This is a genomic window from Haliscomenobacter sp. (assembly GCF_033763495.1).
Classification (GTDB): Bacteria; Bacteroidota; Bacteroidia; order Chitinophagales; family Saprospiraceae; genus Haliscomenobacter.
Genome location: NZ_JANRKL010000185.1, coordinates 19,240 through 32,386 on the forward strand (window position 1 = coordinate 19,240; position 13,147 = coordinate 32,386).

The window sequence follows — 13,147 nt, forward strand, 5'->3', positions numbered from 1 at the left end:
ACTCGCTAAAGCCGATGGGCTTCCGAATGAATAAAATCGATCTCTAAAAAGAAATGAGAGGAAATGGATTACACTTCGGGAGGCAAGTCGGGGGAAATAGTGAATAAATCAGAATTTGGCAATGGATTTGGCGGAAATAAGCCTTTTTTTAAACAGAGAAGCTCAAAAGCATATCCTTTTATAGAATGGCTATCCGAAACAGGAAGGGTAGCTTCTTTTTCATGTTCTTCTTTTTCGCTTTCTTTTTCAGTTTCTTTTTCGCTTTCTTCGTCGACATCATCGACTTTAAGTTCAGCTAATTCATACCAATCTTTTCCCTGCAACTGTTCCAATAAAGGAACAAGCACATTTAAACTGATGACCAGTAGGAAAAAAAATGGAAAGAATTGCCTCATTAAATAGAAATATTTTTGGTGTTTTGAACAAAAATAGCAATTTTTTCTGAAAACTGAGGTACCATGTCGAATCAAAAATCAACGCACCATTTTTAGGATATACTACCAGTAGATGAAAAAATTTACACAATGAATATATCTTGCCTCCGCATGAAATATTCACACCGCAATGAAAAAATTCCTTTTGTTCTTAGTGCTATTTTTTAGCCTGATTTTCACTGGCATTGCCCAGGAAACCTTTACAAATCCCTTGCTGCCCTCCGGTGCCGACCCTTACAGCTTTTACAAAGACGGCTACTACTACTATACTCATACCATGGGCAATCGATTGGGCATTTGGAAAACCAGGAACCTGGCTAATCTCAAAACAGCACAGGCAAAAATCATCTGGACTCCTCCGCCTGGCACCTTGTATTCCAAAGAAATCTGGGCGCCAGAGATTCATTTTATCCAGGGCAAATGGTACATGTATTTTGCTGCTGACGATGGCGACAACAACCATCACCGCATGTATGTACTGGAAAATGCCTCCCCTGACCCCATGCAAGGCAATTGGGACTTTAAAGGAAAAGTAGCCGACGCCAGCGACAAATGGGCCATCGATGGCGATGTCTTTGAGCACAATGGCCAATTGTACATGATCTGGTCGGGCTGGGAAGGGGATGTCAACGTGCAGCAAAACATTTACATTGCAAAAATGAAAACCCCCTGGACGATTGATGGGCCAAGGGTTATGCTTTCCGGTTCGGACTTCGATTGGGAAAAACACGGCGATTTGCAGGGCAACCCCAGCCATGTCAATGTCAACGAAGGGCCACAAATTTTGAAGCACGGGGACAAACTGTTCATCATCTATTCGGCCAGTGGTTGCTGGACCGATTTTTATGCACTGGGCATGCTGAGTGCGGATAAAAACGCGGACTTGCTCAATGCCAAAAGCTGGACCAAATCCTCTCAGCCTGTTTTTAAAGCTTCGCCTGAAAATGGGGTTTTTGCCCCCGGTCACAATTCATTTTTCAAATCGCCCGATGGCAAAGAAGACTGGATTTTGTACCATGCAAATTCAAAACCAGGCCAAGGGTGTGGCAATTTCCGTTCGCCCAGAATGCAAAAGTTCAGCTGGAATGCCGATGGCACGCCCAACTTTGGTACTCCGGTAAAAGAGCAGGAAGCGCTGGCTATACCCTCTGGGCAAACCCAGGTTAGTTCAAAAGCCAAATCACCCCAAAACCCCATTTTTGAAGGCTGGTATGCCGACCCGGAAGGGGTGATTTTGGGCAACAAATACTGGATATTCCCCACTTTTTCAGCAAAATACAAAGCCCAGGTTTTTTTGGATGCTTTTTCTTCCAAAGACCTCGTAAATTGGAAAAAGCATGCCAGGATTCTCGACACCAGCGCAATCAAATGGGCCAATATGGCCATGTGGGCCCCCTCGATTGTTGAAAAGAACAAGCAATATTTCCTGTTTTTTTCAGCCAATGACATCCAGAGCGCCGAAAGAAACAAAGTGAAAGACGATACCCTGGGTGGCATTGGCATAGCTGTGGCCGATCGGCCGGAAGGACCCTATCGCGATTATTTGGGCAAACCCCTGATCAATCATTTTTACAATAAAGCGCAGCCCATTGACCAGTTTGTTTTTCAGGACAAAGACAAGCAGTATTACATCATTTACGGCGGCTGGGGGCATTGCAACATTGGTAAACTCAATGCTGATTTTACGGCTTTAATCCCTTTCCCCAATGGCGATTTGGTCAAAGAAATTACGCCCGAAGGATATGTGGAAGGCCCGACGATGTTTATCCGCAATGGAAAATATCACCTCATGTGGTCGGAAGGCGGCTGGACCAATGGCACCTACAAAGTAGCCTATGCCATTGCCGATGGGGTAATGGGGCCTTTCAAAAAGATCGGAACCATTTTAAAAGCCGATGAAAACATTGCTACGGGTGCCGGGCACCATTCGGTCATCAATATTCCCAATACCGATGAATGGTACATGGTTTATCACCGTCGCCCTATCCCTAATTTTGATAGAGATCACCGGGTAGTGTGCATTGACCGCCTGCTTTTTAATCCAGATGGCACCATCAAGGACGTAAAAATGACCTTTGAAGGGGTAAAGCGAAAATTGAAATGACCGCGAAAGGTCTTTTGATTTTGAGACGGGTAGAATTGGGTTAGTTTATCCGAATTTCTCCTGTCTCAAAATCCACTTCAAAACCCAATCGCTCCTTTCGCCCGTTTTCCAATAGCAATAAATCCTTTTTCAGTGGATCACTGGAGTGGGTATCCACAATGTATACTGGTTGAAATTCAGCAATTTGTTGCCAATAATCAGCCAGAGGGGAAGTACCTTCTTCAGGTAAAATCCCTTTTTTACCTACCCATTCAAAAAAACTTAGGACTGCACAGGGAGCGAAGTATTTGATGCTCAACAAAGTCCAGGCCGCGATCAGGAGGCTGTGTTGACGATGGTCGATGGCATCCGCCGGATTGGGATTGTAGCGCGTCCGCAAAGTGATGGGCACAACATGGATGGCTTTACCAGGGGCAAAACTTTGGATAGTGCATACAATATCCCGCTGGGCGCTCAGGTTTTCGATGATGCTGCGGGTGTCAAAAGCGTGTACCTGGGGGTTGGGTGAAAACTGTACAAAATCAAAAGCTGCGGTTTGAGGGCGATTGCGATTGAGTTGGGTGAAGTAGCCGTCGGTACCTAAACCAATGGGCATTTGGGGGAAATGGCCTTTCAACTCCTTGTAAGCTGCTTCCATCAAGGCTGCCGCAGGTACCGGATCAGTTGCCGACAGGATACAAAGTTGTAGAATTTGGTCGGCAAGGGGAGCCAATGCTTGGATCAAGGGGGAAAAATCCGCTATTGAATGTAATGCTACACTGAGCCCCAGTTTTGCGTTTCGCTGTTGGGCAGTCTGCAGGGCGGCAGCCAGTTTTTCAGCCCAGTTTGGCTCCTCCAGCTTCAACAACAGGTTCAAAAAATCCAACGACAATGCTGGTGTATTCGCCGTGATGTTGGGGTTCCAGTCTGTTCCCAGTTTGGGGAAGGCATAAGTTTGTTCCAAAACTTTTACTCCCATCTGTACTGGTTCATCTGTCGCCAGGGCATCGGACTGGACTTGTAGGGTCAGCTTTTGCCGCATCTTTTCCCCCTTTTGTACCTTTACCGGAAACGGAATCGACAAGGGGGTGCTATAGGTTTTGTAGGAGCTGTCCGTCCAGTTGCGTTGGTCTTCCGTTTCAAAAATATCCCCTTCAAAAAAGAGTTGTACGTGCAGACCTGGGGCTGGGCTCCACTCCATGCCTTGTACTCCGATGAAAGGCTGATGTGGGCTGATTAAGTCGGGAAAAGTTGAGGCTTCATGGCTGCCATCAGGATGAATGATGGATACAGGTTTCCCCGCACAAGTATCGATGGGGTGGAGGACACAAAGACCAATGCGGTTGCGTTGGAAATTGCCCAGCGCTTCGCCATCCATGCTTACACTCAGGTGCCCTTCCGCATCGCCCCGAAACACGTATTCTGCCTGAAAATCCACTGCTTCCAATTGGTAGCGGGCGGTGTATTCTATCAAGAAGGATTGGGCTTCAATCTGGATTTTTTCGCTAAGGATTTCCGCCGGGGCAGTACGCCAGTGCGGATCGCGAATGGCGGGATAAATCATGCGCAACACTTCAACGTTGCCGAGACTCAAGTAACGAAGTTTTCCCGCCTCGTAAACACCAGTCCAGGGTCCCGCCCTGAATGCGGTAGTTGCAGGCAGGGCTTCATTTGTTCCAAAGTATCCCATGACGGTTTTGTTTTGGTACAGGATTGACTTGGCGATCAGTGGAATTTAAGAATTAGGTGCAAAGTGGTCAGCACCAAAGAGTGATTTAGGGGAAAAATATCTTGAGGCTTTACAGGGAAATATAGAGACGCAAGTCCCTGCGTCTCTATATCATCTAACAATATCTCTCAAAAGCCATTTTCAAATTCTCTGCAATAATCTCAGCAGAGCGTCCTTCAATGTGGTGTCTTTCCAGGAAGTGAACCAATTTGCCATCTTTAAACAAGGCAATCGAAGGAGAAGAAGGTGGATAAGGCAGCAGGTATTCACGTGCTTTGGCTGTAGCAGCCTGGTCAACGCCAGCGAACACGGTCACCAGGTTGTCAGGTTTTTTTGCACCCTGCAGGGCCATTTTCGCACCCGGGCGGGCATTTGCTGCCGCACAGCCACATACAGAATTCACCACAATCATAGTGGTGCCCGTTGTTTGATCCAATGCCTCAATAACTTGTTCTGGAGTAGCTAAGCTTTTGAACCCAAAGGCTGTCAAGTCCTGCGACATTGGCGCTACAATCTCGATTGGATACATATCGTGTCGGTTATGTTGTTTTTGTAAAAAAAATGATACCGCAGCAAAGGTAATGCTTTGTGCGGATTTGAAAGTATATACACTCGAAAGGAAGGTTTGGTTCAGAAAAGAAAGTGAAAAGCGAAAAGTGAAAAGCGAAAAGTGAATAGTGAAAATTTAGGGATTTGGCTATCCTCCAAATTTTTAAGCATCAAAAAATGGGAAGCAGTTGAAAACAACTGGTGTACCCGCTTTTCACTTTTCACTATTCGCTTACTTCCCTTTTCCTTGGAGCAATACCAAAACCGTATAAAACAGGATTTTAAAATCGAGGGCGAGCGACATGTTTTCGATGTACAACAAATCGAATTTCAGGCGCTGAATCATTTGGTCAACATTGGAAGCGTAACCGTATTTAACCTGGCCCCAGGAAGTGATGCCGGGGCGTACTTTGAGCAAATGTTTGTAATGTGGTGCCCGGGGTATAATCTGATCGATGTAGAATTGGCGTTCGGGACGTGGGCCAACCAGGGACATTTCCCCACGCAGCACATTCCAGAATTGTGGCAGTTCGTCCAGCCGGTATTTGCGCATGATGGCCCCCCAGGCAGTCACCCGGTTGTCGCCATCCTGCGACAATTGTGGGCCCTGGTTTTCCGCATCGGTGTACATGGAGCGGAATTTAATGATAAAAAATGGCTTGCCATTGATGCCAACCCGCTCCTGCCGATAAAAAACTGGGCCTTGTGAAGATAGTTTTACCCGCAGCGCGATATAGGCATACAGCGGGGCAAAAAACAGCAAAAACAAGGAAGAAGCCACCAAATCAATCATCCGTTTGATGATGACCTGCCAGTTGGCCAAAAGATCCTGGCGGATTTGAATCAATACCGCACCATAAACGTGGTTCATTTTTACGGTCCCCAGCATGATGTCGTACATGTCGGGAATGATGTTGACTTGTACAGGGGGGCTGAACTCAAACAAGGTATTAAGAATCTCTCGAATGCGGCTGTGCTCACTTTCCTCCATGGCAATGATCACCTCTTCTATATTACAATCCCGGACCACCGTTGGAATGGTATTCACATAGCCCAATTTGGGTAAATGTTTGCGCAAAGGGGAACTGTTTTGCACATTGGTATCAATAAAACCCAATAGTTTGTAGCCCAGGCTTTTTTGGCGGGTAATCAAATCTTGATAAAGCTCAAGCGCGCTGGTTTTTCCACCGATGATCAGGGTATTAAAACTGACTGCGCCCGACTTGAGGCGTTTGCTGGCACGAGTCAGGATGATCATCCTGACGGTTGCCGTAATTAAAAAATGAAGGGTAAAAAGAGTGAAAAAAGAAGTGTAATAGGTCCGGTAACTAATGATGACATCATCGAGGATGACTGCAAAAAACAGAAAAACTGCGCCAAAAAAACTCAAAAAAAGCGTTCGCGCCAGCGTGGACATCCTCGACAGGTGATAAATGTCTTTGTATTGATCAAAAATGGAATAAAACGCTACCCAACCCACTGGAATCAACACGCTACCGTACCAAAAATTTTCATCAGCCACTACATCGGCTGGAAAAGTGCCACTTTCTACGAATACCTTGCGATAGCTGAAAAAAAGTGCCCAAGCAACCATTGCTGACAAAAAATCGGCAAACTTATACACCAGGGTATGGCGCCTGCGAATGCGGGTTGTGGTAAGGTAGTCAACTTTAGAAGTGGACGAGTTTGACGTTGTCAAGCCAGATTTTCGCGTTGGATCGATTGATTGTACCATCGGCGGTTTTGGGTATTTCTGTTTTAAGTATGATCTGGTATTCGTCCAATCTGCTGTCTGCAACTACCCGGCTTAGGTTAAAATAAATTTTATTCCAGTTTTCACTGGCATTAAAACCCGCTGCGTACAGGATTTGCCCCCCTGCGTTCAGGTTGCCGGCTTTGTACGCAATAATCCCTACGAGTAGTGGAACCTCGGCTTTGTAATTGAGTTCCAGATACACTGCCGTCCCTTTAGCCAGCAGGCCAGTGTAGGTATTGCGGGTAGCAAGCTCTACAGCCGGATATTGAGTACTTAGTTGAATAAGACCAGATCCACTGCCTTCAAAAGCTCCTTCCTTGGTAATGCTTATGCGATTAGACTCATTGCCAGTGACCAGGGTTTGGAAAACGTGTGAATTGTTTTCAAAATTTTCTAAAAAAGCAAAACGGATGCCACTACGGTAAGTGACTTTGGGCCGAATGCTGTCTATTTCATTGGCTTTTAGTGTGATATTGTACTCCAAAGCCTGAAAAAAAGGATAAATCTCTGGCGTAGTGCTGATGCCATTGTCTTTGACTCCAGCCTCCAGCTTGATTTTGCTGTTTCCGGTTTTGAGGATGGGAATTTTTGCGGGCAATGGATAAACCCCGAAAAATGCATCATCCACACTCACCCACACTTCGGTGATCTTGGCGGAAGCAGTACCTTGGGTTGCCCCATTGGTTTGTACCTCAAAAGGAGCGACCCAGATGTATGCAGGGATTTCTTCCTCCGGGTTGATCAGTTCACAGGCGCTCACTCCCCACAACAACAAAACCCAGGTGGCAACCTGGCTCCAGATTCGGGCTGCAAAATCAGGCTTTTTTCCCTGAGTAATCATTTTTTGAGGTTAAGACTATGTGATCAAATGTTTAGGCTTATGTAAAGTCTTCAGGTATTCTAAACCCTCCAGGGCCCCCGATCAATCTCTGCAATAATTTCATACGCCAGCTTCAGCGCCTGATACCCATCCTCAATGCTCACCTTTGGTGTAGTTTGGTGGAGGATACTTTGGGCAAACGACTCCAGCTCCATTTTGATGGAATTGACCGATTCGATGGGTGGCATATCAATGTGCAGCATTTTTATACCTTGTGGGGTGTGCCATTCCAGCAGGTTTGCCTCTTGTGGCAAATTGGGAGCATCCTGGTCATAAAGACGCACCACCTGCGCATTTTTGTCCAGAAAGTCCAGGCTGATGTAGGCATCGCGTTGAAAGAAACGCACCTTGCGCATTTGTTTCATGGAGATGCGGCTGGCGGTAAGGTTCGCTACACAGCCATTGTCAAACTCGATGCGCGCGTTCGCAATATCTGGCGTTTCGCTCACCACCGCAACTCCATTTGCGCTTACTTTGGTCGGCACCGCGTCAACCATACTCAAAACAATGTCCAGGTCGTGAATCATCAAATCGAGTACCACGGATACATCTGTACCTCTGGGGTTGAAAGCAGCCAGGCGATGAGCTTCGATGAACATAGGGTTGAGGGGCATGTCTTCCAGGGCCAAAAACGCCGGGTTGAAGCGTTCTACGTGTCCTACCTGCACCTGAACGCCCTGCGTTTTACTCAAACGAATGAGCTCCTCGGCTTCAGCAATGGTATGGGTGAGCGGTTTTTCAATAAAAACGTGTTTACCCGCTTGAATTGCTTTTAAAGCCAACTCGTAATGGGTGGTGGTAGGCGTAACAATGTCCACCACGTCTACAGCCCGGATGAGGGCTTCTACCGAATCAAAAGCTTTGAGTTGGAATTGTTCGGCCACAGTTTGGGCCATCAGGGGGTTAGGGTCGTAGAAACCGACTAGTTCATAACTTTCTACGGCCAGTTGGATACATTTTAAATGGATTTTTCCCAAGTGGCCCGTGCCTAATACACCTATTTTTAGCATAGCGAATTATTTGAAATACATCAGAATAGCACCAAAAAGGGTGATTAAAAAAATGAGTACAGTGGCCATCCGCATAGAATACTGAATGTGGTTGACAAAAGCCAAAATAGGCTCCCGCATGTGTGGGTAGCGGGAAATGACCTCCTCTTCCATTTTTTGCCTATTGAACAGGTGGGCAGCTCCAAATTCAACCCGGTTTTGCACCAGGACTTTGTACACCTTAAATACCTTGACCCGAAAGTAGACATTCAGAAAAAGCATGGCAGCAAAAAGCGCCAAGACCAAAGCCAACAGAACGGTAACCATTTGCTTCTTTTTGATGAAAGATAATCGGACAAAGGTAATGGAAAATGGATTTTATCCCGAAAACCTCAGCATTTAGTGCTATGCTTGTTTTCAGACTAATTTTTGCCCTAAATTTTTCCTGAACCCGTAAATTTTTCTTTAATTTGCGCCAAACCGCATTGTTTTTTAGCCGATTAGCGGCTTTTACAATTTGTTCATTGTTGCTTTACATTTTTTTCGGACACACTAAATACGACGACCTAAATGAAAAAATTTTACACCTTTCCCGGTGGAAAGAGTCCGTTCTTTTGGGCCAAACTTCCATCTCAACTCTTACAGAGTATCCCCTTGTTGATTCTTGCCTATTGTGGTTTAGTAACAAACCTCAATGCACAATCTCAAACTTTCAATTCAAGCGGCACTTTTGTAGTACCTACTGACGTGACCAGTATCACGGTAAAAGCCTGGGGTGCTGGCGCTGGTGGCGCTGGAGGCTCTAGTGCCAACCGTGGTGGTGGTGGTGGTGCTTTTGCCACCAAAACCTTTGCTGTTACGCCTGGCGCAAGTTATACCGTTACGGTTGGTGATGGTGGTAGCCCTGGCAACAATGGCGGAAGCTCCAGTTTTGGAGTGGAAGTTATTGCTGTGGGCGGTAGTACTGGAACTGGGCTTACGGGCGGCCAGGGCGGCCAGGCCAGTGCCTGTACCCCAACCCTTGGTGCTTTCTCGGGCGGCAATGGTGGTGGTTCTGTGGCTGGCGGCGGTGATGACGCTGGCGGTGGTGGCGGCGGTGCTGCAACCGACTCCAACAATGGCGGTCATGGCGCGGCAGGTACCAGCAGTGATCCCGGTGCTGGTGGCCAAGCTGGCGGCAATGGTAACGTTGGTGCGGGAACTGATCAACCCGGAGACGGCGGCGATGGCGGTAATGATGTTTTTAATGGCGATGCGCAAAATGGCTTCGCCCCTGGCGGCGGCGGCGGCGGGATGTCTGAAAGCAATTTCAGTGACTCTGGTGATGGTGGCGACGGCCGTGTGGTAGTAAGTTGGACCTGTGGCCTGACCGTTTCCAACTTCTCCGTAGCCGTAACGGAACCCGTTTGTGAAGATGGCCCTGCTACGGTGGTGCTGAGTTCTAATTCGGTACCAGATGGTACTTATAGTGTGGTATACAGCATTTCTGGAGCAAATACATCAAGCAACAACAATGCCACCGTTACCTTCGCTGGTGGCACTGGTTCTTTTACCACTGGAAATTTGAACAATGATGGCAATACGACCATTACCATCAATTTGTTGGGTTGTGCAATACCTAGCAACAATACCGATAGTTTTGTAGTAGATGATGGCCCAGCTCAACCTGGTGCCATTACTGGTGGTACAAGTGTTTGTGACAATACATCTGGACTGGTGTACTCTATTGCTGCAGTTCCGGGAGCGACCAGTTATACCTGGTCAGTTCCGGGTGGCTGGCAGATTACTGCTGGACAAGAAACTACTTCGATTACGGTTACTTCTGGTGCATTGCTCCAGATCGGCAACATCAGCGTAGTAGCCAATAATGCTTGTGGTTCAAGTACCCCAAGGAACCTGCTCGTTTCACCAACTGCCAACAACATTGGTTTTGGATTAGCGATTATCAACAATTTAGGGCTTTGTGAGGATGAATTGGGTAACCCTATTGCCACCTTGTTTGGTGTCATTAATGGTAATGAACCTAGCGGAGGTGAAACCTTCGCCTGGCAATATTCTTCTTCTCCTAACGGTCCTTTTGTAGCGGGGATTGATGCGGATCAAGCTAACGACAAAAATTATGATAACTGGCCTGATGATTACAATACGCCCGGGACTTATTATTTCCGGCGGATCATCACCAATAATGCCTACTGTGGCACCAGCCACACCAGTATGCTGATCCAACTGGTCATTTCTTCAGAATTGGAAGATTTGTCCTATTCAGACGACCCAGCGGTATACTGTGCAAATACAGCCATCGAACCCAATATCCCTACACTAACTGGTGGAACGGCAACTGCTTATTCCATCAGCCCGGCATTGCCTGCAGGTTTGGATTTTGATGAAGAAACCGGTATCATCAGTGGTACGCCTACTGCGGCCAGTGCGGCCACCAATTATACGATTACTGCCGAGAATGAATGCAATGAGGTACAGACTGTGGTTAGCATTGCCGTAACCGACGCACCAGTTGTTACCATCACTGGCCCTGCAAATTCTTGCGAAGGGGATGGTAGCTCGCTTAAAGTTACTGTTAGCATCACAGGGGGTACGGCTCCCTATACCATCAGTTATGGGCATACCCGGGTTTATGTAGATGAAAATTGTGATAATTCATTTGGCAATGGCCCTGCTGGAATTGTTATTGATGACGATGGAGTTTTTGAAGTAGACTTCACGGGTTTTGGAGTGGGTACCTACAACTTCGGTGCTTCCGTCACCGATGCCAATGGCTGCGAGGGCACCGATGACAATGTTGAATTCGTTATCCACGCCTTACCTGTTGGAGAATCGCGCTCCAAGACGATTTACAGCTGTAATAGGGTTAGAGTGGACCTGCAAGACCAGATCAAATGTAACTTGGAGAGTACATTCAGTTGGTACAGTGTAGCCAGCGTTGGCTCTGATGTTGCTTACAACAATCCAAACATTGATGGAGAATCCCTCAATCCTACTGCTGGCAGATACATCAACGACCTATTGACCAATACCTCTAAGGTTGATCAAATCATCATTTACCGCGTAGTGCCCACCAGTGTGGCGGGAGCTTGTGATGGTGAACCTTTCTACGTTACAGTTACGGTAGAACCACCTACTGAAGTGGCCTGCCTTGCTTGTATGGAACAAGTGAATGTAAGTCTGGATGCCAACTGCAAATTCGAAGTATTGCCCAATCATGTGATTGATTTCGATCGTTGTGAGAATGGCCGCGTGTTGCGCGATGCATTGGAAGTGGTTATTAGTGGCAGCAATAGCAACATCATCCCTTGTGCAGGAACTTATACTTATGTAGTCAAGCTGAAGCCAGAATACGAAAAATGCTTCGTGTTTAGCCCATGCTGGGGTAAAATCACGGCTGAGGACAAAACTGCACCTTTGTTGATCTGCCCTCCAGCGGATATCAGATTGCAATGCTACGATGTGAACTACGTGTTGAACAACAAGTTGACGATTGGCGACGTAGGCACTACTAGCTCTCCACGGTCCGCGCCAACAAGCAGCCAAACCATCCTCAACGCTGAAGGAAACAGTGTAGTAGGAGGTCCATGTAGCCTGCCAAGTGGTATGTTGGTTTCAGACAACATCCGCAACCTGGGTTATGCTTACTTCAGAGACAACTGCCGCGACTGTGGTTGCCGGGTAACCCTGAAGTGGAGTGATAAGGTAGTTTTCTACTCTTGTAAAGACATGGAAGACAATGGCGACATCTATGCTACGATTTATCGTGAGTGGGTAGCTACAGATTGTAACGGCATGCGTTCTACCCATACACAGCAAATCCACTTCTATCGTCCAGATGTTGATGATTTTGAATTCAAGAAGGCCAATCCAGAAGGCGACTACGATCAGGTGGTAGAGTACAACTCTTGTACTCCCGACAAGAGCCTGATCAAGAAGGAGGACGTAACGCCTTATATATGCAGCTACTTCAACACTGATGACAACCCACGTTGTTTGTACATCGATGAGGTTGAGTGCAACTATTCAGTATCAATCAAAGACACTGAATTCCCCATCTGTGGCGGTAAAGGTGTTAAAATCGATCGTGAACTGTATGTATTTGATTGGTGTGCAGGTGGTATCGTAGATACTTTCCACATCCTGATCAAAATCGGTGATTTCAAAGCGCCTACTTGTGAGTATGCCCACGGAGCACCATACGACATTTCGACTGGTCCAATGGATTGCACTGCTGCGATTCCAGTAACGGTTGCTGGCATCAAGTCTGCTTTTGGTGTGACCATTAAGGACAACTGTACATTAGGTAGTGTAAGCGTAAGTGTGTATACCCAAAATCGTTATGTAAAAGGTATTTTGGTTTACGAAGGACCAGAAGATCCTATTTGTGATAATGCCCGTAGGCCGAATAGCGAACTGCGCGGTGATCATGAAAAATACCAATTGGGCGCTTGTGACAAAGAAGACATTTGCTGGGATAAAGTAGAATATGCAGTGATGAACGGCATGATGATCGGCCTTCCAGTGGGCAAACACCTGATGGTGATTGACGCTTTCGATGGTTGCTACAATGCTTCAACTTGCTGCTTTGTATTCGAAGTGAAGGACAAGATTGCTCCTGTAATGAAGTGTGATGATGACTTGCACATCACTTTGAGCAATGCCAATGGTTACACCAACGGATATGCCCAAGTTAGCGCTGCAGACATCGACGAAGGATCATGGGA

General features: G+C 46.7%; 9 protein-coding genes and 2 pseudogenes. 3 read left to right on the forward strand and 8 right to left on the reverse strand.

Features of this window, described 5'->3' with window-relative positions:
* Positions 1-68: 68 nt before the first annotated feature.
* Positions 69-395 carry a hypothetical protein gene (locus SFV55_RS20505; protein WP_320031419.1) on the reverse strand — a complete coding sequence of 109 codons (327 nt, stop codon included), beginning with the start codon at positions 393-395 and terminating at the stop codon, positions 69-71.
* Between the two features lie 169 nt (positions 396-564).
* On the opposite strand from SFV55_RS20505, the pseudogene SFV55_RS30255 reads away from it, so the two are divergent.
* Positions 565-1,584 (forward strand): annotated as a pseudogene (locus SFV55_RS30255) (family 43 glycosylhydrolase); the annotation flags it as partial.
* A complete protein-coding gene (locus tag SFV55_RS30260; RefSeq protein WP_413776725.1) occupies positions 1,570-2,538 on the forward strand; it encodes a glycoside hydrolase family 43 protein in 969 nt (322 codons plus the stop codon). The pseudogene SFV55_RS30255 and the gene SFV55_RS30260, both read left to right, overlap by 15 nt.
* A 40-nt stretch (positions 2,539-2,578) precedes the next feature.
* On the opposite strand, the gene SFV55_RS20515 is transcribed toward SFV55_RS30260, so the two are convergent.
* The 6 genes from SFV55_RS20515 to SFV55_RS20540 form a co-directional block, all read right to left on the reverse strand.
* Positions 2,579-4,207 (reverse strand): hypothetical protein, encoded by a 1,629-nt coding sequence (locus SFV55_RS20515; RefSeq protein WP_320031421.1) that lies wholly within the window; start codon positions 4,205-4,207, stop codon positions 2,579-2,581.
* Between the two features lie 154 nt (positions 4,208-4,361).
* Complete coding sequence (locus SFV55_RS20520; protein ID WP_320031422.1) at positions 4,362-4,775, reverse strand: BrxA/BrxB family bacilliredoxin; 414 nt, start codon at positions 4,773-4,775, stop codon at positions 4,362-4,364.
* A 252-nt stretch (positions 4,776-5,027) separates the two neighbouring features.
* A complete protein-coding gene (locus tag SFV55_RS20525; RefSeq protein WP_320031423.1) occupies positions 5,028-6,530 on the reverse strand; it encodes a sugar transferase in 1,503 nt (500 codons plus the stop codon).
* On the reverse strand, positions 6,466-7,392 hold the full coding sequence (locus tag SFV55_RS20530) for a hypothetical protein (RefSeq protein WP_320031424.1): 927 nt from the start codon (positions 7,390-7,392) through the stop codon (positions 6,466-6,468). The genes SFV55_RS20525 and SFV55_RS20530 overlap by 65 nt, the downstream gene beginning before the upstream one ends.
* Positions 7,393-7,451: 59 nt before the next feature.
* On the reverse strand, positions 7,452-8,441 hold the full coding sequence (locus SFV55_RS20535; RefSeq protein ID WP_320031425.1) for a Gfo/Idh/MocA family oxidoreductase: 990 nt from the start codon (positions 8,439-8,441) through the stop codon (positions 7,452-7,454).
* 6 nt (positions 8,442-8,447) lie between these two features.
* Positions 8,448-8,747, reverse strand: a complete 300-nt coding sequence (locus SFV55_RS20540; protein WP_320031426.1) for a hypothetical protein — start codon at positions 8,745-8,747, stop codon at positions 8,448-8,450.
* A gap of 243 nt (positions 8,748-8,990) precedes the next feature.
* Between SFV55_RS20540 and SFV55_RS30265 the strand changes: the two are divergent.
* A pseudogene (locus tag SFV55_RS30265) lies at positions 8,991-11,492 on the forward strand (putative Ig domain-containing protein); the annotation flags it as partial.
* Positions 11,493-12,035: 543 nt separating this feature from the next.
* Here the strand turns inward: SFV55_RS30265 and SFV55_RS30270 are convergent.
* Positions 12,036-12,446 carry a DUF2614 family zinc ribbon-containing protein gene (locus tag SFV55_RS30270; RefSeq protein ID WP_413776726.1) on the reverse strand — a complete coding sequence of 137 codons (411 nt, stop codon included), beginning with the start codon at positions 12,444-12,446 and terminating at the stop codon, positions 12,036-12,038.
* Positions 12,447-13,147 lie beyond the last annotated feature (701 nt).